At 62.9% G+C, this 20,265-nt stretch carries 16 protein-coding genes and 2 pseudogenes; 8 read left to right on the top strand and 10 right to left on the bottom strand.

All coding sequences use genetic code 11. The features are described 5' to 3' along the window. Positions 1 to 3: 3 nt before the first annotated feature. Both ACFDTG_RS01100 and acs read right to left on the bottom strand, forming a co-directional pair. On the bottom strand, positions 4 to 828 hold the full coding sequence (locus ACFDTG_RS01100; protein WP_375289230.1) for an inositol monophosphatase family protein: 825 nt from the start codon (positions 826 to 828) through the stop codon (positions 4 to 6). A gap of 26 nt (positions 829 to 854) precedes the next feature. Continuing rightward, positions 855 to 2,804, bottom strand: coding sequence for an acetate--CoA ligase (gene acs, locus ACFDTG_RS01095; RefSeq protein WP_375289229.1), 1,950 nt, complete (start codon positions 2,802 to 2,804; stop codon positions 855 to 857). Positions 2,805 to 3,024: 220 nt separating this feature from the next. Between acs and ACFDTG_RS01090 the strand changes: the two genes are divergently transcribed. Further along, entirely contained in the window at positions 3,025 to 3,897 is an 873-nt protein-coding gene (locus ACFDTG_RS01090) for a crotonase/enoyl-CoA hydratase family protein (RefSeq protein ID WP_375289228.1), read from the top strand. Between the two features lie 22 nt (positions 3,898 to 3,919). Here the strand turns inward: ACFDTG_RS01090 and ACFDTG_RS01085 are convergent, their stop codons facing one another. From ACFDTG_RS01085 to rplK, 6 genes and pseudogenes are all read right to left on the bottom strand, one after another. Then, positions 3,920 to 4,729, bottom strand: coding sequence for a MaoC family dehydratase N-terminal domain-containing protein (locus tag ACFDTG_RS01085; protein WP_375289227.1), 810 nt, complete (start codon positions 4,727 to 4,729; stop codon positions 3,920 to 3,922). Positions 4,730 to 4,739: 10 nt separating this feature from the next. Beyond that, a complete protein-coding gene (locus ACFDTG_RS01080; protein WP_375289226.1) occupies positions 4,740 to 6,239 on the bottom strand; it encodes a CoA-acylating methylmalonate-semialdehyde dehydrogenase in 1,500 nt (499 codons plus the stop codon). Between the two features lie 198 nt (positions 6,240 to 6,437). Then, positions 6,438 to 6,542: pseudogene (locus tag ACFDTG_RS01075) on the bottom strand (PEPxxWA-CTERM sorting domain-containing protein); the annotation flags it as partial. An 81-nt stretch (positions 6,543 to 6,623) separates the two neighbouring features. Then, positions 6,624 to 7,658 (bottom strand): annotated as a pseudogene (locus ACFDTG_RS01070) (NF038122 family metalloprotease); the annotation flags it as partial. Between the two features lie 252 nt (positions 7,659 to 7,910). After that, the gene (gene rplA, locus ACFDTG_RS01065; protein WP_375289225.1) at positions 7,911 to 8,603 is read right to left on the bottom strand and encodes a 50S ribosomal protein L1; all 693 of its coding nucleotides are present in this window, start codon (positions 8,601 to 8,603) and stop codon (positions 7,911 to 7,913) included. Positions 8,604 to 8,607: 4 nt separating this feature from the next. Continuing rightward, positions 8,608 to 9,039, bottom strand: coding sequence for a 50S ribosomal protein L11 (rplK, locus tag ACFDTG_RS01060; RefSeq protein WP_375289224.1), 432 nt, complete (start codon positions 9,037 to 9,039; stop codon positions 8,608 to 8,610). Between the two features lie 485 nt (positions 9,040 to 9,524). Here rplK and ACFDTG_RS01055 point away from each other — a divergent pair, with 485 nt between their 5' ends. Then, positions 9,525 to 10,577 (top strand): retroviral-like aspartic protease family protein, encoded by a 1,053-nt coding sequence (locus ACFDTG_RS01055; protein WP_375289223.1) that lies wholly within the window; start codon positions 9,525 to 9,527, stop codon positions 10,575 to 10,577. A gap of 6 nt (positions 10,578 to 10,583) precedes the next feature. Here the strand turns inward: ACFDTG_RS01055 and nusG are convergent, their stop codons facing one another. Continuing rightward, on the bottom strand, positions 10,584 to 11,120 hold the full coding sequence (gene nusG, locus ACFDTG_RS01050; protein ID WP_375289222.1) for a transcription termination/antitermination protein NusG: 537 nt from the start codon (positions 11,118 to 11,120) through the stop codon (positions 10,584 to 10,586). A 22-nt stretch (positions 11,121 to 11,142) separates the two neighbouring features. Next, positions 11,143 to 11,349, bottom strand: coding sequence for a preprotein translocase subunit SecE (gene secE / locus ACFDTG_RS01045; RefSeq protein WP_375289221.1), 207 nt, complete (start codon positions 11,347 to 11,349; stop codon positions 11,143 to 11,145). 289 nt (positions 11,350 to 11,638) lie between these two features. Between secE and ACFDTG_RS01040 the strand changes: the two genes are divergently transcribed. The 6 genes from ACFDTG_RS01040 to ACFDTG_RS01015 all read left to right on the top strand — a co-directional run bounded on the left by ACFDTG_RS01040 (position 11,639) and on the right by ACFDTG_RS01015 (position 20,261). After that, the gene (locus ACFDTG_RS01040; RefSeq protein WP_375289220.1) at positions 11,639 to 13,162 is read left to right on the top strand and encodes an alanine/glycine:cation symporter family protein; all 1,524 of its coding nucleotides are present in this window, start codon (positions 11,639 to 11,641) and stop codon (positions 13,160 to 13,162) included. A gap of 430 nt (positions 13,163 to 13,592) precedes the next feature. Beyond that, positions 13,593 to 14,888 carry an acyl-CoA dehydrogenase family protein gene (locus tag ACFDTG_RS01035; RefSeq protein ID WP_375289219.1) on the top strand — a complete coding sequence of 432 codons (1,296 nt, stop codon included), beginning with the start codon at positions 13,593 to 13,595 and terminating at the stop codon, positions 14,886 to 14,888. Between the two features lie 4 nt (positions 14,889 to 14,892). Beyond that, positions 14,893 to 16,428, top strand: a complete 1,536-nt coding sequence (locus tag ACFDTG_RS01030; protein ID WP_375289218.1) for an MFS transporter — start codon at positions 14,893 to 14,895, stop codon at positions 16,426 to 16,428. Between the two features lie 12 nt (positions 16,429 to 16,440). Then, on the top strand, positions 16,441 to 17,916 hold the full coding sequence (locus ACFDTG_RS01025; RefSeq protein ID WP_375289217.1) for an MFS transporter: 1,476 nt from the start codon (positions 16,441 to 16,443) through the stop codon (positions 17,914 to 17,916). A gap of 49 nt (positions 17,917 to 17,965) precedes the next feature. After that, the gene (locus ACFDTG_RS01020) at positions 17,966 to 19,171 is read left to right on the top strand and encodes an acyl-CoA dehydrogenase family protein (RefSeq protein WP_375289299.1); all 1,206 of its coding nucleotides are present in this window, start codon (positions 17,966 to 17,968) and stop codon (positions 19,169 to 19,171) included. 19 nt (positions 19,172 to 19,190) lie between these two features. After that, a complete protein-coding gene (locus ACFDTG_RS01015) occupies positions 19,191 to 20,261 on the top strand; it encodes an acyl-CoA dehydrogenase family protein (protein ID WP_375289216.1) in 1,071 nt (356 codons plus the stop codon). The last annotated feature ends 4 nt before the right edge of the window (positions 20,262 to 20,265 follow it).

The raw sequence follows: 20,265 nt of genomic DNA, 5'->3' as shown, positions 1-20,265 counted from the left end.
AAGTCACTGCCTCAGTACGGCGGCGACCGCGTTCCAGATCGCCTGATTGCGGGCAATCAGCAAGCCGCCGCCCGAGCGGCCCGGATGATAAGGTGTGCCGTCGATATGCGCCGCGACGCCGCCTGATTCCCTCAGTAACAGTACCCCGGCTGCGTGATCCCAGACAAGCGTGCGCCAGTATAGCGCGAAGTCGAAAGCGCCCGTGGCGACGAGAGGATATTCATGCCCCGCGCAGCGCTTGGTGGGTGCCACTTCCGCAACGCGGTCCGTCAGCGCCGTAACGCGATCTTCCATGTCCCGGGGACGCGCGAACCCGCTTACGATACCTTTCAACGCACCGATGTCCGGCGCGGTGACCGTTGCCGTTAGCCGCTGTCCATCCAGGAAGGCGCCGGCGACCCGTTCGGCACGTGCCACCCGGCCTGCCACGGGGTCCAAAATGGCAGAAGCCAGGATCTCTCCGTCCACCAGCAAGGCGGCCATCAATGCGAAGGGCGTTCGACCGGCTGCGTAATTGCCAGTCCCGTCAATCGGATCGACGATCCAGACTGCACCTTCATCGAGATTTTCCAGAAGGGACGGATCCTGCGCACAGATCTCTTCACCGACGAAGCGCGCATCGGGGTAAAGGGGTGCGAGGCCGCGGGCGATGATTCGCTCGGCCTCCCGATCGGCGATCGTAACCAATTCTCCCGGCGATTTCTCCTCTACCTCCCGCGCCGTCAAACGCTGAAAACGCGGAAGGACCGCCTCGGATGCCGCTTCCAGCAGGATGGCCGCCATCGCTTCTGAAAGCGTGCAGTCCGGATGTTCAGGGATGCTTGCCATCTTCCGCCTGCAATATTCGCTCGATCCTAGCGATTCTGCCGCCCTTCTATCAGCGCGTCCACCACTCCGGGGTCCGCGAGCGTGGAGGTGTCGCCGAGCGAACCGAAATCATTCTCCGCGATCTTCCGCAAGATCCTGCGCATGATCTTTCCGGATCGGGTCTTGGGCAGCACCGGCGTGAAGTGCAGATGATCCGGCGTGGCGATCGGGCCGATTTCCTTGCGGACCCATTGCCTCAGCTCGGCTGCGAGCGCGTCCGACGGCTCCTTTTCAGCCTTGAGGGTGACATAGCAGTAGATGCCCTGACCCTTGATATCGTGAGGATAGCCAACCACCGCGGCCTCGCTGACTGCAGGATGCAGAACCAGCGCGCTTTCCACCTCCGCCGTGCCCATCCGGTGGCCGGATACGTTAATCACGTCATCGACCCGCCCGGTGATCCAGTAATAGCCGTCCGCATCGCGCCGACAGCCGTCACCAGTGAAGTATTTGCCCGGATAGGTGCTGAAATAGGTCTGCACGAACCGGTCATGGTCACCATACACCGTGCGCGCCTGACCCGGCCAGCTGCGTGTGATGCACAGATTGCCTTCGGCCGCCCCTTCCAGAACAGCGCCATCGTTGTCCACCAGTTGCGGGCAAACGCCGAAAAAAGGCCGGCCCGCGCTTCCCGGTTTCATGTCGTGTGCACCGGGCAGCGTCGTTATCATCACCCCGCCCGTTTCGGTCTGCCACCAGGTATCGACGATGGGGACGGTGCCGCCCCCGACATGGTCGTGATACCAGCGCCAGGCTTCGGGATTGATGGGTTCGCCAACCGAACCAAGCAAGCGCAGCGAGGATAGATCGTGCTTCGCGACATGGCCCTCGCCCTCCCGCATCAGGGCGCGGATCGCCGTTGGTGCGGTATAGAAGATATTGACCTTGTGCTTTTCGCACACCGCCCAGAACCGATCATGGTCGGGGTAATTCGGAACGCCTTCGAACATCAGGGCAGTCGCCCCGTTCAGCAGCGGTCCGTAGACGATGTAACTGTGCCCGGTGACCCAGCCGATATCGGCGGTGCACCAGTACACCTCGCCGGGCCGATAATCGAACACATAGCGAAAGGTCGTTTCCGTCCAGACGGCATAGCCGCCCGTCGTATGCAGCACGCCCTTCGGACTTCCCGTGGAACCGGAAGTGTAGAGTATGAACAAGGGGTCTTCCGCTTGCATCGGTTCGCAGGGACAGGTCGGCTCGACGTCCTTGCAAAGCTCGTGATACCAGTGATCGCGCCCTTCGGTCATGGGGACTTCGCCACCGGTGTGGCGCACCACGACAACCGCCTTGGCGGAAACCTTTTGCAGCGCCTCGTCGATGTTTGTCTTCAGCGGCACGGTCTTCGCACCCCGCAGACCCTCGTCCGCGGTGACGATCCAGTCGCTCTTGCAATCCGCCACTCGGCCGGCGATCGCATCGGGAGAGAACCCACCGAAAATGACGGAATGAACCGCGCCGATCCGCGCGCAGGCCAACATTGCGAACGCGCCTTCGGGGATCATCGGCATATAGATCGTTACGCGATCGCCCTTCTCCACGCCGACCTTCTTGAGCACATTGGCCATCCTGATGACCTCCGCCTGGAGCTGGGCGTAGGTGATGTGCCTGGTTTCGCCATCCGGGCTGTCGGGTTCGAAGATCAGGGCAGTATCCTGGCCCCTGCCAGCCTCTACATGCCTGTCGACAGCGTTGTGGCATATGTTGAGCTTGCCGTCCTCGAACCACCGGATATCGACCGGGTCGAAGCTCCAACCGGCGATTTTCGTCGGGGTCTCGATCCAGTCGAGCCGTTTCGCCTGATCGGCCCAGAAGCTTTCGGGCTCCCCGATGCTTTGCGCGTACAGCCGGTCGTAGTCGGCCGCATTGCAATTGCTGCCATGGGCGGCGCCGGAGGGCTTGCGAACCCATTCGGTCTGGTTTGCCCTATCGCTCATCGTCGTCTGCTCCTGCTCCACAACACGCACCCCTTTCCGCACCGGGCCATCGGCCCGCACGACGCGCTCCTGGGCCCGTCGTACAGGCAATCTGCTCACTGAAAACCCCCCAAAGCCAGGGCAAGCCCCACCTCGATCCCGGGGAGTGCCTGGCCTCTCGATGTGGTCAAGCCCAGTGTGAAACTCCATGGTCCCCAGACACTGCCCGGGAGATGATTCAATGCCAGACTTCACTCAGATCACGCTCGAGATATCGGGGACGGTGGCCACCATTACGCTGAACCGTCCCGAGAAGATGAATGCCTTTACCCGCGTCATGATGCAGGAAATGATCGAAGCCCTGGACATCACCGACGCCGAAGACGGCGTCCGGGCCGTGATCGTCACGGGTTCGGGAGACCGCGCCTTTTGCGCCGGCGCCGACCTGACGCCGGAGGGCGGGGGTCAGGTGTTCTCCAGCGAAGGAAGCGGCGCCGAATTGTCATCGGAAATCGTCCGGGACAGCGGGGGGCGACTGACCCTGCGGCTGTTCAATTCCACCAAGCCGCTGATCGGCGCGTGCAATGGCGTGGCGGTGGGCGTGGGCGCCACGATGCAGCTGCCATTCGATATCCGGCTGGCAGCCGATAGCGCGCGTTTCGGTTTCGTCTTCGCACGCCGGGGCATCGCGCCGGAGGCGGCCTCCAGCTGGTTCCTGCCCCGCCTCGTCGGCATGCAGACGGCCCTGGAATGGTGCATGACCGGACGGATCTTCGATGCGGCGGAAGCGCGCGATCGCGGGCTGATCCGCTCGCTTCACCCCCAGGCGGACCTGCTGGGCGCAGCGCGTGACATTGCGATGGAAATCGCGGACAACACCTCGGCCGTCTCGGTGGCGATGACCCGGGCCATGCTGTGGCGCCTTTCTCCCACGCAGCACCCCATGATGGCGCACCGTATCGACAGCAGGGCCATCTACCGCCTCAGCAAGAGCGCCGACGCGAAGGAGGGTATAGAAAGCTTCCTCCAGAAACGTCCGCCGAACTATCCCGACACCGTGAGCGGGGACATGCCGGATTTCTATCCGTGGTGGGACGAACCCGATTACGCGTGACCTGCCGGAATCAGAGATGTGTTCAGTGGGTCGCGGTCGCCGTCATGGCGACCGCCCCGTCACAGCGGACAGCCTCGAACACGCCTTCCCCTCCCGCACGAAAATAAATCGTCTGGCCGAGAAACAGGGGCGCGCGCGCGCGGAACGTGAAGCCCCTAAGAGGCCCTTCGCGCATAGCGAGCGAAGCGAGGCGGGCAGCGGTGAAGGGGCCGTGCACGACGAGGGCCGGATATCCTTCGACGTCGCGCGCGTAAGGCGCGTCGTAATGGATGCGGTGGCCGTTGAAGGTCGCCGCCGAAAATCTGAACAGATTGACCTCCGACGGGCACCACGCCTCGCCCTCGGGCGGCGAGGCGAGAGGCTGCGGCATGGGCGGAGGCGACCCGACCTCCCGGTAGACATAGGTCTGGGTTTCCCGCAGCAGAGGCTCGCCGGACTGCGCGATAACCCGCTCGACCTCGACGAAAACGAGCTCGCCCGTGCTTCCCGACTTGTGGGTTACGCTCAAGATCGTGCTGGTCTGCTCCGCTTCCTCGCCAACCAGCAGGGGCCGCAGGAACTCCGCAGTCGATGCGGCGAACATACGGCGCGGGAGGGTGATCGCGGGCAGGAAACCGCCGCGCCGCGGATGACCGTCTTCACCGATCTCACCGTCTCGCGGACAAGGCAGGAAAAACGCCCAATGCGCGAGCGGCGCCATGGCATCGTCATCGACGCCCACCGCCCGCGCGTAGCGTGTCAATGCAGCCGCATCCAGGCGCTGCACTTCAGTAGACTGGCGACCCACAGCCGCCTGCCACTCTGCGACCTGATCTTCGGACACGCCGACCATCGGGTTAGATCTATCCCATGGTCGGGATGACGAAGGCGTTGGAGCCGTCGCCACCGCCATCGGGCCAGCGCTGGGTGACGGTCTTCACCTTGGTCCAGAACTTCAGCCCTTCGGTGCCGTACTGGTTGGTGTCGCCAAAGGCGCTGCGCTTCCACCCGCCGAAGCTGTGATAGCTGACCGGCACCGGGATCGGCACGTTCACGCCGACCATGCCTACCTCCACCCGGCTGGCGAATTCGCGCGCGGCATGGCCGTTGCGGGTGAAGATGGCCACGCCGTTGCCGTACTGGTGCTCGGACGGGAGGCGCACTGCTTCCTCGAAATCCTTGGCGCGTACGATCTGAAGCACGGGGCCGAAGATTTCTTCCTTGTAGCTTTCCATGTCCGTGGTGACCCGATCGAGCAGAGTCGGTCCGACGAAGAAGCCGTTCTCGTGCCCCTGGAGGGTAAATCCGCGACCATCCACCACGACCTCGGCCCCCTCGCTTTCGGCCGTGTCGATCCATTGTTCGATCCGCGCCTTGTGCTCGGGCGTGACGACCGGGCCGTAGTGCGCATCCTTGTCCGTCGAGACACCCACGCGCAGCGCGTTGATCGCGGGGATCAGCTTGTCCCGCAGGCGATCTGCAGTGTCCTCACCCACCGGGACCACCACCGGCAGAGCCATGCAGCGTTCGCCGGCCGAACCGAATGCGGCGCCCGCCAGATCGTTCACCACCTGGTCCAGATCGGCATCGGGCATCACGACGCCATGGTTCTTCGCCCCGCCCATGGCCTGCACACGCTTGCCGTTCTCGACCCCGCGTTTGTAGACGTAATGCGCGATGTCGCTCGATCCGACGAAGCTGATGCCGGCGATATCGGGATGATCGAGGATGGCATCGACCATCTGCTTGTCGCCATGAACCACCTGAAGGAGCCCCTCGGGCGCGCCGGCTTCCAGGAACAATTCGGCCAGGCGCACCGGAACGGACGGATCGCGCTCGCTGGGCTTCAGGATGAAGGCATTGCCCGCCGCGATCGCCATCCCAAACATCCACATCGGGATCATCGCTGGAAAGTTGAACGGCGTAATACCTACACCGATTCCGATCGGCTGCCGCATCGAATAGACGTCGATCCCCGGTCCCGCGCCGAGCGTGTATTCGCCCTTGAGAACCTGAGGTATGCCGCAGGCGTATTCGATGACTTCCAGCCCGCGTTGAACATCGCCATGCGCGTCGTCCACCACCTTGCCATGCTCGCTGGAAAGCAGTTCGGCCAGTTCCTGCTTGTGCTTCTCGACCAGTTCCTTGAACGCGAACATCACCCGCGCGCGCCGCTGCGGATTGGTGACGGCCCATTCGGGCTGGACCTTCTTCGCCGCCGCGACCGCGCGATCGAGCAAGGCGGCATCACCTAGTGCAACCTCCGCCTGAACTTCGCCGGTGGACGGATTCCAGATCTTGTGCGTGCGGAAACCCGCCCCGCCCCCGCTGCCGCCGGCAATGAAATGATCGATGGTACGCATAAAGTTCTCTCTCCTCACCGCGCTTCTAGCCTTCAGCGTATTTGAGGCAAGGGCGGCGCGCAGGCGATGCGATGCCGTGAGGGAGCAGGCGCGAGAATCCGGAAGCCTTGAGCAGAAACCCCCGGTGACGGGCCTGCGCCACGTCACCGGGGGTCCTATGGTCTGTCCGAAACCGCCGAAGCCGTTTCGGCGAGCAGTTTACGCGAAGCGGGTCGTCAGCCTGCGGCGATAGCGGAGCGACCCGCCGATCACGCCGAAGCCTAGGATGAGCTGCACCCACACGGCAGGTTCAGGCACGGCTGCGAAGTACGAGCTGTAGACCTGAGCAGTCGTAACGCGATAGCCTCCCATGCCGGCAGTATCACCGCGCAGGTTCCAACCGATCACGTCGAAAGCCGCGAGGTCGAGCCCGGTGATTTCCTGCATCTGGCCGCGACCCGAGGTGGGATCCATCACGCCGAGCTGATCCTGCCCCGCTGGGCTGTCACGAAAGTGCGAAGCCTGACGGCCGTCGCCATTGAAACGTCCGGTGGACATCCAGGATTCGCCGAATACCTGGCTCCTTCCGCCGTCTACCGAAAAATAGACGTCGCTCTGCGTGGACCAGTCGAGTCGACCCGCGGAGCCATAGCGGAACAGGTCCAGCTGGCTATTGACCACGAAGCCTTCCAGCGCGCCACTGCGCGTGTTGGAACCGCCAGGCGCCGTGTACGAGTCATAGCTATCGACGCCGCTCACGAAGCCGAGAGCGTGACCGATCTCGTGAATGGCCACACCGATGAAGTCGAAAGAATTGGCATCGATGCCGTCGGTCGGATCGAAGTCGAAGCTGAATGCATCGCTGAAGGTTACCGAACCGTCCGAAGAACCATAATCGATGGTGTTACCGTTGACATCGGTCCTGAGACCGAGAGCCTTCGCACTCGCTTTCGTAATGGCGAGGGTCGAGTTGTTGACACTTCCGTCATTGTCGATGCGTGTCGCGGTGTCGGTGTAGCCGATCACAGTGCCCGTCCCGTTGCGGCGGAGGTCGTTAGCTGTGAAGGTTACCGCACCGAAAGCGGGGCTCACATTGCTAACGCCAAGCGGCTGCAGACTTGCGACCGAGGAGAAGTCGAATGTGCTCGTCGCATCGGCAGCAAGAGCGGCGTAGCCCTGATTCATCGACAGAAGCGAGCGGGTGCTTCCGGTCGACCCGAGAATGCCAGTACCAAGTGTGTTGAAACCGATGTTGAGGTTCACCGTCACATTGTCGGTAAACACCCTCGACCAATAGCTAGCCGCAATTTCGAACCCCTGGCGAGCCTGGGTCCCGATAGCGGTGCCACCCGTATCGGTAAGAACGAACGTAAGTGCATTGGCAGGCACGGCAACCGCACCCGAAGCGAGCGCAATCGCGCTTGCGAGACCCTTGACCATCTTCATGTTGTTAACCCCTAAACGATTATAGCCCCCAATGGGCCGAATCGATCCCGTCCGCAGACATTTATGCAATTGTCGCAAACTGTAACAACGGTCAAGCGAATGAAATGATCGATAGGCGAAATGTTTGCCCCGATACGGGACAATATCGAGCTCTCAAACCTTAATGATATTACCGTTAGTTAAGAAAAAGGGGCCGGCGGTGTGCCCGCCGACCCCTTGGGATCTCGTTGAGGACTGAAAGGGGCGTTAGGCGCCTTCCACCTCTGCAAGGTCGAGCTTCAGCCCAGGGCCCATCGAGCTGGTGAGAGTCACCTTGCGGACATACTTGCCCTTCGCGCCCGAGGGCTTAGACTTCACCACCGCATCGGTGAGCGCCTTGAAGTTCGCCTTCAGCGCATCGTCGGAAAACGACATCTTGCCGATGCCCGAATGGATGATGCCCTGCTTCTCCACGCGGAATTCGACCTGGCCGCCCTTGGCGTCCTTCACGGCCTGTTCCACGTTCGGGGTCACGGTGCCCAGCTTGGGGTTCGGCATCAGGCCCTTGGGGCCCAGCACCTTACCCAGACGGCCGACGACGCCCATCATGTCGGGCGTCGCGATCACGCGGTCATAGTCGAGGTTGCCGTTCTGCATGTCTTCCATGAGATCTTCGGCGCCGACCTTGTCGGCTCCCGCGGCCAGCGCCTTGTCGGCATTGTCGCCGCGCGCGAAGACCGCGACCTTCACGTCCTTGCCGGTGCCCGAAGGCAGCGACACCATGCCGCGGACCATCTGGTCGGCGTGACGCGGATCGACGCCGAGGTTCATCGCGACCTCGATCGTCTCATCGAACTTGCTCTTGTGCTCGCGCAGGGCGCCCAGCGCCTCTTCGACGGTGTAGAGCTTCTCGCGGTCCAGGTCTGCGAGGACCTTCTGCTTCTTGGTCTGCTTGGCCATCGGATCAGCCCTCCGTCACTTCGAGGCCCATCGAGCGCGCGGAGCCCTCGATGATCTTGGTCGCCTGTTCGATATCGTTCGCGTTGAGGTCGGCCATCTTCATTTCGGCGATCTCGCTCAACTGGCTGCGCTTGATCGATCCGGCGGAAACCTTGCCCGGCTCCTTCGAACCCGACTTCAGCTTGGCGGCCTTCTTGATGAGGAAGGTCGCGGGCGGGGTCTTGGTGGTAAAGGTGAAGGAACGGTCGGCATAGACGGTGATGATCGTGGGGATCGGCATGCCCTTTTCCAGGCTGTCGGTCGCCGCGTTGAACGCCTTGCAGAATTCCATGATGTTGACGCCGCGCTGACCCAGCGCGGGGCCGATCGGCGGGCTGGGATTGGCGGTGCCGGCGGGCACCTGCAGCTTGATCTGCCCGGTTACTTTCTTGGCCATGGCTGGCCTCCTTTCTCACTGTCGCCGCGCCCTTTCGGACGACGGCTCATGGTAAGCGGTCGAGCGGCTTGCCTGGGGGCCAGCCTCCCGCAATGAATCCCGATGCTGTCGCTTGGGAAGGCGCGCACATAGCGGCGCGCGGCAAAAATGCAAGCGATTCGGGGACCTCGCGATCCAGGCGGAAGCGAGACATGGACCGCAGACCGCCCCGTTTTACAAAACTCGAGTAACCACTTTTATGCTTTAGTTCCTATGGTTTAGCGAGTAAAATCGAGTCCGCACTGTCTCTTTAGCAAAACTGCGCTCCGCGCTCCACCAGCCGGGCCGGGGAATTCGCAAGCGCCTGGCGGAGCCGAAACTGGCAGCAATTATCCATGTAGGACAGAAAATAGGGTCGCACGCCACGCCGCGAGTTTTGGTGCCGCGCGGCAATTGGCGTATGGTGCCTAACCATGAGAGGATACAGATCGCCCTGCAGGGGCGGCATGCGAGCGATCGCGGCGCTGGCCCTGCCCTTGGCCCTGAGCGCAGGACAGACCCTTGCGTCCGAGGCAGGACCCGCCAGCCCTGATGCGGCCGTGGACAAGGCCGACGCCCGCATGCCCTGGCTTCCCCCTGCATCGGTTGACGACACGCTGGCCATCGGCGGCACCGAGATCGAAGGTACGAAGGTCAGGAGCCGCATGACCGTGCCGGTAACGATCAACGGACAGGGGCCCTATCGCTTCGTGGTGGACAGCGGAGCGGATTCCTCCGTGGTCGGGTACGGTCTGGCCTCGACGCTCGGGCTCGCGGCGGGCCAGCGGGCCATCCTCAATTCCATCGCCAAGCCGGTCTATGTCGACCGCGTGCTGGTGGACGAGCTGGCGCTCGGCCCGACCCGCATCTTCGATCTTCAGCTTCCCGTTCTCGACGAACGCCATCTCGGCGCACAGGGCATTGTGGGGCTGGATGCGCTGGTGGAACAGCGGCTGATGCTCGATTTCGAGAAGCGCGTCATCAGCATAGACGACGGTCGCAGTGTCGCGCCGATGGATGGCGATGTAATCGTGGTTTCGGCGCGCCTGCGCAAGGGTCAGCTCATCCTGACCAACGCGCATGCCGATTCGCGTCGGCTGGACGTGGTGATCGACACCGGCTCCGAACTGTCGATCGGAAACATGGCGATGCGCGAGAAGCTTCGTCGCCGCAATTCCGACAAGTTCGAGAAGGTGGCCGTCACCGGGGTTACCGGCGCCACGTTCGAACTGGAGGTAGCGAGGGTGCGCGAGCTCAGGATAGGCGGTATCATCCTGCGCGACGTGCCGATCGCGTTCGCGGATGTTCCCCCGTTCGAGGCATTCGGACTGACGAAGAAGCCGGCGATGCTGCTGGGCACCGATGTCATGGAGGCCTTCCGCAAAGTCTCGCTCGATTTTCGCGAGCGGCGAGTCCGCTTTCAGCTCAGGCGCTGCCGCCCGCAGGGCTTCAGCTCCCGGACTGCGAGCCAGGCCGGCCTGCGGTTATCGAGCGAGACGCCGGCGGCCTGCCGGCGCTGAGCGGAATTACTTGACGAGTTCGACCTGTTCGAAGTCCAGCTCCACCGGAGTGGCGCGGCCGAAGATCGAAACGCTGACCTTGACCTTCTGCTTGTCGAAATCGAGTTCCTCGACCAGCCCGTTGAAGCTGGCGAAGGGCCCGTCCAGCACCTTGACCTGATCGCCGATCTCGTAATCGACGCTGACCTGCTTCTTGGGCGCGGCCTTGGCCTCTTCCACGCCGCCGAAATAGCGCGCGGCCTCTTTCTCGCTGATCGCCTGGGGCTTGCTGTTGGTGCCCAGGAAGCCGGTGACCTTGGGGGTGTTCTTGACGAGGTGATAGACGTCGTCGGTCATGTTCAGCTTGGCCAGCACATAGCCGGGCATGAACTTGCGTTCGGTCTGCACCTTCTTGCCGCGCTTGATCTCGGTGACCGTCTCGGTCGGGACCTCGACCTGCTCGACCCCGTCGGACAGGCCCAGCCGGTCCGCTTCGGCGATGATCGCATCGCGAACCTTGTTCTCGAAGCCGGAATAGGCGTGGATGATGTACCAGCGTGCCATGGATTACCCTGTTTGAAGTGGCTCAGGCGAGCGTGAGCAGCCAGCCGACGATTGCACTGAAAATCGAATCGATGCCGAGGAAGAACACCGAGAGGATCAGCATCATGATGAACACGAAAATCGCCGTCTTGACCGTCTCCTCGCGCGTCGGCCAGACGATCTTGCGGCCCTCGGCACGGACCTGGCCGATGAATTCGGCGGGTGAGGTCTTGCGGGATTTTTCTGCCATGTCGGCGGCGTGTCCTTGCTGAACGTGTTGCGTCTTCTCCGGGAATGGGTTCGCCGCCGCCCCGGATCAAGTCCGGGAGGGCGAATAGTAGATTTCCGATGTCGGAAGACGGCGCGCTAATAGGCCGCGCCGCCCGCGTTTGCAAGCCCGTGTCCACGCAAGCCGTCATCGCTCCGCCCCGAAAGCCGGTCGGAAGCGGCGCCTTGTGCCCGGCGGGACTGGCCAGCGGTGTCCTGTGTCGATAGCAAGGGCGGCAACAGCCTTACGGGGGCGCAAGGGGAATGCAGATATGACCGCACAGGTGCCGCAAAGCTTGGGTGAACGTCTGGTGGCGCCCGTCACCAATGTTTCGGACTTCATCTGGGGAGGGACCTGGAACGGCGAAGCGGTGATCCCCTTCCCCCCGCTGGCCATCATCCTTCTGGGTGTGGGCCTGTGGTTCATGATCGGCTTGCGGTTCTATCCGATCACTAAGCTCGTCGCCGCCGTCCGCGCGCTCTTCGCGGGCCGAAAGGGTTCGGGAGCGGGGGAGATATCTCCGTTCGCGGCGCTTTCCACCGCGCTTTCGGGCCAGGTCGGCACCGGCAATCTGGCCGGCGTCGCCACCGCCATCGCCCTGGGCGGGCCGGGCGCGATATTCTGGATGTGGATCACGGCGCTGTTCGGCATGGCGCTCGCCTTTGCCGAAGGCGCGCTGGCCATCCGCTACCGCGAGACCACCAGCGACGGGGTCTACCGCGGCGGACCGATGACCTACATCATGATGGGGCTCGGCCCGAAGTTCACCTGGCTGGCGGTGCTGTTCTGCATCGGCACCCTGTTCAGCGCTCTGGTCACGGGCAATTCGATCCAGGCCAATGCGATGGCGGACGGGCTGAACGAACTGTTCGGCATTCCGGAAGTCTGGGGCGGCCTTCTGACCGCCGCACTGGTGTTCGTGGTGATCATCGGTGGCATCAAATCCATTGGCACGGTCGCCGAAAAGGTCGTGCCGTTCATGGCTGCGGCCTATTTCGTGATGGCGTTCATCGCTCTGGTGCTGAACTTCGGCGACCTTGGCGAAACCTTCGGCCGCATCTTCGGCGGCGCGTTCAATCCGCAAAGCGCGGTGGGCGGTTTCACCGGCGCTGCGATCATCATGGCGATCCGGGCCGGCGTGGCGCGCGGCCTGTTCTCCAACGAGGCGGGACAGGGCTCCACCCCCATCGCCCACGCCGTGGCGCAGACCGACGATCCCGAACAGCAGGGCCGCATGGCGATGCTGGGCACCTTCATCGACACGATCGTGATCTGCACCATGACCGCGCTGGTCATCCTGACGGTGGAAGGCGATTTCGTGCACAACGGGGCCCCTGTGATGCACGCTTGGCAGGCGGATCTGGAAGGGTTCGGAATGACCAGTGCCGCGTTCGCGGCGGCCTTTCCCTTCCTGATCGGCACCGTGCCCCTGGGTACGCTGGTCGCGTCGGTCGCGCTGCTGCTGTTCGTGTTCACCACCCTGCTCACCTGGAGCTATTACGGGGAACGCGCGATCACCTTCATCTACGACCGGGTCAGTGGCTCCAGTCGCGGCGGCGAAAAGAAGCTGCACTTCGCCTGGAAGGTACTGTGGTGCATCGTGATTTTCCTTGGCGCAGCGCAGCCGAGCGAGCTGGTCTGGCGCCTTGGCGATATCTCCAACGCCACCATGGCGCTGCCCAACCTGCTGGCGCTGGCGCTGCTGTCGGGCGTGGTCTTCAAGCTGGCACGCGGCGATCGCACCGCCGGCAAGACCCATACCTCCAAAACACCCGAAGAGCCGGAGGAATACTGAGAGAACCGGACGGCAATCGGGGAGCCTTGATCTGGTCGCCAGTCGGATTTGGCCGGCGCCGTGACGAGCGAGCGCGGTAGAAACGAAACGAATCGCCCTGTGTCTTTGGGCCCGGATCCGCTGCGCAGCTGCGTTACGGCAGGGGCTCAGCTTGGCCCCGATCTCCGATGGGTTTTTAGCCGCCGGGTTTCCGGAGCTTTTGCGTCATGCCCGCTGTAGACCCGACTGCGCGTCGTTCAGCGCGCTCTTTGCCGCGACCCCTCGACCAAGGGGATTTTTAAAGAGATTTCGATGGGATTGAGCCGGCGCTGCACCTGATGTCACCTGCCCGAGCATCGGCACTGGCGAAAGGGATGCCTTGTTCCGATCTGAAAAACAGGTATGTTGCTTTCGTGAACGTGCATAAGCACGTCGAACGGGAGAAACTGCGATGGCCTGGGATTTCGAGACCAATCCCGAATTCCAGCAGAAGCTGGACTGGATGGAAGCATTCGTGCGCGAGAAGGTCGAACCGCTCGGCCTCTTGGGCATACACCCGTATGACGTGAAGAACCCGCGCCGCAACGCTCTTGTCAGGCCTTTGCAGGATGAGGTGAAGCAGCAGGGCCTGTGGGCCTGCCACCTCGGCCCGGAACTGGGCGGACAGGGCTATGGCCAAGTCAAGCTTGGGCTGATGAACGAGATTCTCGGCGGCGCCAGCTTCGCCCCGATCGTGTTCGGCTGCCAGGCACCCGATACCGGCAATGCGGAGATCATCGCTCATTACGGGACGCCAGAACAGAAAACGCGGTATCTGGAACCGCTGCTTCAGAACGAGATCGTTTCCGCCTTTTCGATGACCGAACCGCAAGGCGGATCGGATCCGACCAGCTTCATCACCAAGGCTGAGTTCGACGGCGAATGCTGGGTGATCAACGGGGAAAAATGGTTCTCCACAAACGGAAAATGGGCCGATTTCCTGATCGTGATGGCGGTGACCGACCCCGATGCCGCGCGCCACGAACGCATGAGCATGTTCATTGTCCCGGTCGACACGCCGGGCGTCGAAATCCTGCGCAATGTCGGCGTTTACGGGCAGGAGAACGGCTCGGAGAGCTACATCCGCTACACCGACGTGCGCGTTCCATCAGATCACTTGTTGGGCGAGCGCGGGGGGGCCTTCGCGATCTCCCAGACCCGGCTCGGCGGGGGCCGCGTTCACCACGCCATGCGCACGGTCGGAAGTTGCAAGCGGTTGCTGGATGCGATGAGCCGCCGCGCGGTCAGCCGCAAGACGCGCACGGGCACGATCGCCGATTACCAGAGCGTGCAGATGCAGATCGCGGATAGCTATATCGAACTGGAGCAGTTCAAGCTGTTCGTCCTCAAGACCGCGTGGATGATCGACAAGCACCGCGATTATCGCAAGGTGCGCAAGGACATCGCGGCCATCAAGGCGCTGATGCCCAAGGTCTATCACGACATCGCGCGGCGCTGCATCCACCTCCATGGATCGCTGGGCGTGTCCAACGAGCTTCCGTTCGTGGGCAATTTGATCGGGTCGATGGTGATGGGCATCGCCGATGGCCCCACCGAAGTGCACAAGGTGACGGTCGCGAAACAGCACCTGCGTGCCTATCGCGATGTCGAGGACCCGATATTCCCCGACTATTCGCTGATCGAACGGCGCGCGCGCGCCGAGCAGATGTACGATCCGATCGAGGAAATTACCGAGGCGGCGGAGTAGCGCGATGGCCAGCACCCCCGTACCCGGGACGGCCAGGGCCTCCACCGCACCCCCCGGCGACCTCGCATCCGCCCCGCCGCTCACACGGGCCCATCGTCTCAGCTTCGGGTTCGGCGCGGTTGCCAATGGGGTGAAGAATGCCGCTTTCTCCACCTATCTGCTGCTGTTCTACAATCAGGTACTCGGCGTACCGGCCGCGATCGTCTCGGGCGCCATCGCGCTGACCCTGCTGGTCGATGCCTTCGCCGACCCCTTCCTCGGCCGCTGGTCCGATATGACCCGTTCGCGGATCGGACGCCGTCATCCCTTCATTTTCTTCTCCGCGTTGCCGACCGCCGCCTTCTTCGTCCTCTCCTGGTTTCCGCCATCAGGGCTCAGCAACATACAGATGGGCATCTGGATCTTCGCGCTCGCTTCTCTCACCCGCATGTCGATCAGCGCGTTCGAGATACCGACCAGCGCGATGGCGGCGGAAATGACGGACAATTATTCCGAACGCACGGGGCTTTTCGGCCTGCGCTATTTCTTTGGTTATCTCGGCACCTTCGGGTTTGCCGCCTTTTCGCTCGCGGTGTTCTTCGTCGCCACGCCCGAGATTTCGCGCGGGCAGCTGAATCCCGAAGGCTACGTCAAGTTCGCGTGGCTCGGCGGGGCGCTGATCTTCATCGCGATTTTGGTTTGCGGGTTCGGAACGCTGAGCCGCGTGCCCTATCTGCGCCAGCGTGACGAGCCGGGCGAAGGCGCGACCCCCGCCTCGCATTTCAAGGAGATGTGGCAGGCGTTCCGCAATCGCGGCTTCCTCGCCATCTTCGGCTTCGGCGTTTTCAAATATACCGCCATCGGGCTGTACGCCGCGACGACGGTCTATTTCAGCACCTATGTCTTCAAGCTCAAGGCGGACCAGCTCGCACTCCTGACCTTCGACAGCCTGATCGCGGCGGTGCTCGCTGCCCCGCTCGCGCCGCGCTTCTCGCGCTGGCTGGGCAAGCGCAACACGTCGATGTTCATGGCCATCGCAGGGATCGCGCTGGGCATTTCGCCGCTGCTGCTGACGCTGCTCGACAGCTTCTTCCTGCCCGGCGACTCGCGCCTGCTGCCGACGCTGTTCACGATCGGCGCGATCTATGGGGCGATGATCGCGATCTCGCTCATCAACACCTCCTCCATGCTGGCGGACGTGGTGGAAGACCATGCGGTGCGCACCGGTCAGCATACGGCGGGCGTGTTCTTCGCCGCGTCCAGCTTCATGCAACAATGTTCGGCCGGGCTCGGTATCATGGTCGCCGGGATCGTACTCGAACTGTCGAACTTCCCGGCCAAGGCGGAACTCTCGCAGATAACCCCCGCGATGGAGGACAGCCTGATCGCGCATTACGTCCCCGCATCTCTGGGGCTGTGGGTGATCGGCGCGCTGTTCCTCCTGTTCTATCCCATCACCGAAGAGGGCCACCGCGAGAATGTCGAGCGCCTGAAAGCGCGCGAGGCGCAGGCGCGGGAACAGCAGATCCGCGACGGGTCCTTCGGTTCACCGGCAAGATAAGGGACGCACCCGATGGTCACAGATCCCGCAGCGCCGAAACTCGGCTTCATCACCAAGTTCCTCTACGGTACCGGTTCGATCGGCTACGGCATCAAGGACGTCGCCTTCCGGTCCTTCCTCCTGCTCTATTACAACCAGGTCGTGGGGGTCCGCGCAGAGCTGGTGTCCTTCGCGATCCTCGTCGCACTGGTGGTCGATGCGATCTCGGACCCCATCGTGGGCCAGTGGTCGGATTCGATCCGCACGCGGCTGGGACGGCGGCATCCGCTGATGTTCGCATCCGCCCTGCCCGCCTCTGCCAGCCTGCTGCTGTTGTTCTTCCCCCCATCGGGCATGAGCGATACCCAGATCTTCTGGTACATTCTCGTGGTGGGCTGCTGCGTGCGCACCTTCATCACCTTCTTCGAGATTCCCAGTTCCGCCCTCGCCCCCGAACTGACCAGCGACTACGACGAGCGCACGTCCATCGCCAGCTATCGCTACTTCTTCGCCTATCTTGGCGGTGTGGGGATGGCCTTCCTCACCCTGCTGGTATTCCTCGCCCCGACCGAAGAATACCCGGTCGGCCAGCTCAACCCCGCCGGATACGAGACCTTCGCGATCGTCGGCGCCGGGCTGATGTTCGCGGCGATCCTGCTGTCGAGCTTCGGCACGCTGAACCGGATCAAGTATTTCAAGCTGCCCCCGCCGCGCGAGAAGATCGGCGCAGTGAAAACGCTGGGCCAGATGGGCAGGACATTTTCCAACCGAGGCTTCCTGGCCATCCTCGCCTTCGGGGTTCTCAAATACATGTCGGTCGGGATGACTTCGGCGCTAAGCATCTATTTCGGCACCTATTTCTGGGCCTTCAACTCGACGCAGCTTGCGATCCTGACCGTGGATTCGCTCGTGGGCGCGTTTCTCGCGCTGTTTCTCGCTCCGCTGGTCTCGAAGAAACTGGGGAAGCGCAATGCGGCCTTCTATCTCGCCATCGTTGCCGTCATCTTCGCAAGCGCGCCCTATCTGCTGCGCTTTGCCGGACTGATGCCTGAAAACGGCGATCCGAGGTTGGTCGGCGCCGTCTTCGTATTCTCGATGCTGTTCCAGCTGTGCGGAGTTTCTTCAGCGGTGCTGACCCACGCGATGATCGGCGACATCGTGGAAGAAAGCCAGCTGCGCACCGGTCGCCGGTCGGAGGGGCTGTTCTACGCGGCGAACACGCTGATGCAGAAGTCCACCTCCGGCCTCGGCGTGTTCGCCGCCGGGCTGCTGGTCGCGTTCGTCGGCATTGTCCCCGGCACCGACCCGCGCACGATCGACCCGGAAATCCCGCGCATGCTGGCACTGGTCTACGTGCCCACGCTGATCGTCCTTTATCTGGGCGGCGCCGGCTTCCTGTTCGCCTATCGCATCGACCGCGCGAGCCACGAAGCCAATGTGGACGAGCTGGCGCGGCGCGACCGCGAAAGCGCCCTGAATGCCGACGAGGTTCCCGAACCGGCACAATAGCGCGCCCACCAATTCCTACTTCCAGAACATTTCGACCAAGGAGCAGATCATGGCCACCCAGCTTGAACCCGAGGCGCGCGACAGCGCCGATCTCTTCCGTGAGGAAGTGCGGCAGTTCATCGCCGACAATTTCCCCGCGGAACTCAAGGGCAAGAGCCTCTCGATAGGAGGGGTCGAAGGGGCGACCAAGGAAAGCCCTGCGCAGAAGGCATGGCGCGAGGCGATGGGTGAACGCGGCTGGGGCACCCCGACGTGGCCCAAGGAATATGGCGGCGGCGGACTGTCGCGAAAGCAGGCGGGCATTCTCAACGAAGAATTGGCCCGCGCGGGGGCTTACAACCCGATCGGCGGCATGGGCGTGTTGATGTTCGGCCCCACCTTGCTGGAATATGGCAGCGAGGCGCAGAAGAACGAGCATATTCCCCCGATCTGCCGCGGTGAGATCCGCTGGTGCCAAGGCTACTCCGAACCCAATGCCGGCTCCGACCTCGCCAACTTACAGACCATGGCTGAAGACAAGGGCGACCATTATCTCGTCAATGGGCAGAAGACATGGACCAGCGGCGGGCAATGGGCGGACAAGTGCTTCGCCATTGTGCGCACCGACCGCAGCGACAAGCACAAGGGCATCAGCTTCATGCTGATCGACATGGACGCACCCGGCGTCGAAGTCCGCCCGATCACCATGATCAGCGGCACCAGCCCGTTCTGCGAGACGTTCTTTACCGATGTGAAGGTGCCCAAGGAAAACCTCGTTGGCGAGGAAGGGCAGGGCTGGACCATCGGCAAGCGCCTGCTTCAGCACGAGCGTACGAACATTTCCGGCGCGGCGCCCGGTCGCGCGGGAGGGAGCCTGGCGGACATCGCCAAGAAATACGGCGCGCTGAACAGCGACGACACACTGGCCGATCCGATTTTGCGCGACCGTATCGCCGATTTCGAAATCCGCTGGACCAGCTTCATGCATACCGCGCGTCGTGCGGTAGAGGAGAGCAAGGCGCAGGGTGGCGTCTCCGAAATCAGTTCGGCCTTAAAGAAGCTGGGCACCAAGCTGGGGCAGGAACGCGCCGAGCTGACCATCGAGATCATGGGCCTGCAAGGCCTGGGCTGGGAGGGTGAGAACTTCAGCCCGCTCGAACTCGCAGGCGTACGCGCGTGGCTCTACGGCAAGGCCACCACCATTTACGGCGGATCGACCGAAATTCAGAACAACGTCATCGCCAAGCGCGTGCTCGGCATGCTCGATCACCAGTAACATACAGGATCAATAGAACATGGCAGTTCTCAACGAAGAGCAGGAAATGCTGCGCGACATGGCGCGCGAATGGGCCACCAACGAAAGCCCGGTCACCGAATTTCGCAAGGTCCGCGCAAGCGGCGATCCGAAGGCGTTCGATCAAACCGCCTACGCCACGATGGCAGGAATGGGCTGGGCCGGGATCATCATTCCCGAAGAGCATGGCGGGTCCGATTTCGGATTCCTCTCCGCCGGTCTGGTGGTCGAGGAACTGGGCAAGACGCTGACCGCCAGTCCGCTGGTCCCCAGCACGGTGGCGGCGAGCGCGATCATCCTTGGCGGGAGCGAGGAGCAGAAAGCGAAGTGGCTGCCCAAGATTGCCAGCGGCGAGGCTATCGCCACGCTCGCCGTGGACGAGGGGCCGCATCACTGTCCCGACACTATCGAGACGAGCGTTTCGAGCGGCAAGCTGACCGGCACCAAGGCTTTCGTGCCCGAAGCGCATGGCGCGGACCTGTTCGTGGTCGCCGCAAAGGACGGACTCTATCTCGTCGAGAAGGGTGACGGCGTAAGCCTCACCGCCCGCCGCCTGACCGACCAGCGCAGCCATGCCGATATCGCATTCGACGGCGCGGCGGCGGACAAGCTGGCGACTGGTGGCGACGATCTGCTCAACAGGGTGATGGACCGGGCGCGCGTGCTGACCGCCGCCGAGATGCTCGGAATGGCGCAGACCGTGTTCGACACTACGCTCGATTATCTGAAACAGCGCGTGCAGTTCAACCAGGTGCTCAGCTCGTTCCAGGCATTGCAGCACCGCATGGCGGATCTGTTCGCCGATCTCGCGCAGATGCGCTCCGCGGTCGAGGCGGGCCTGCAGGCGATCGACAGCGGAGTGGGCGCCGAACGTGCGGCGATCGTCGCCAAGGCGGAAGCGAACCGGGTGCTGCACACCATCAGCAACGAAGGCATCCAGCTGCACGGCGGGATCGGGATGACCGACGAATACGACGTAGGCCTGTATCTCAAGCGCGCCCGAGTGCTGGAAGCTTCTTGGGGAAGTACCCGATATCTCAAGGGTAAATTCGCGACGCTGAGCGGCTACTGAAACC

Source organism: Qipengyuania sp. (genome assembly GCF_042095715.1).
Lineage (GTDB): Bacteria > Pseudomonadota > Alphaproteobacteria > Sphingomonadales > Sphingomonadaceae > Qipengyuania.
This window is presented reverse-complemented; position numbering and strand designations above follow the sequence as displayed.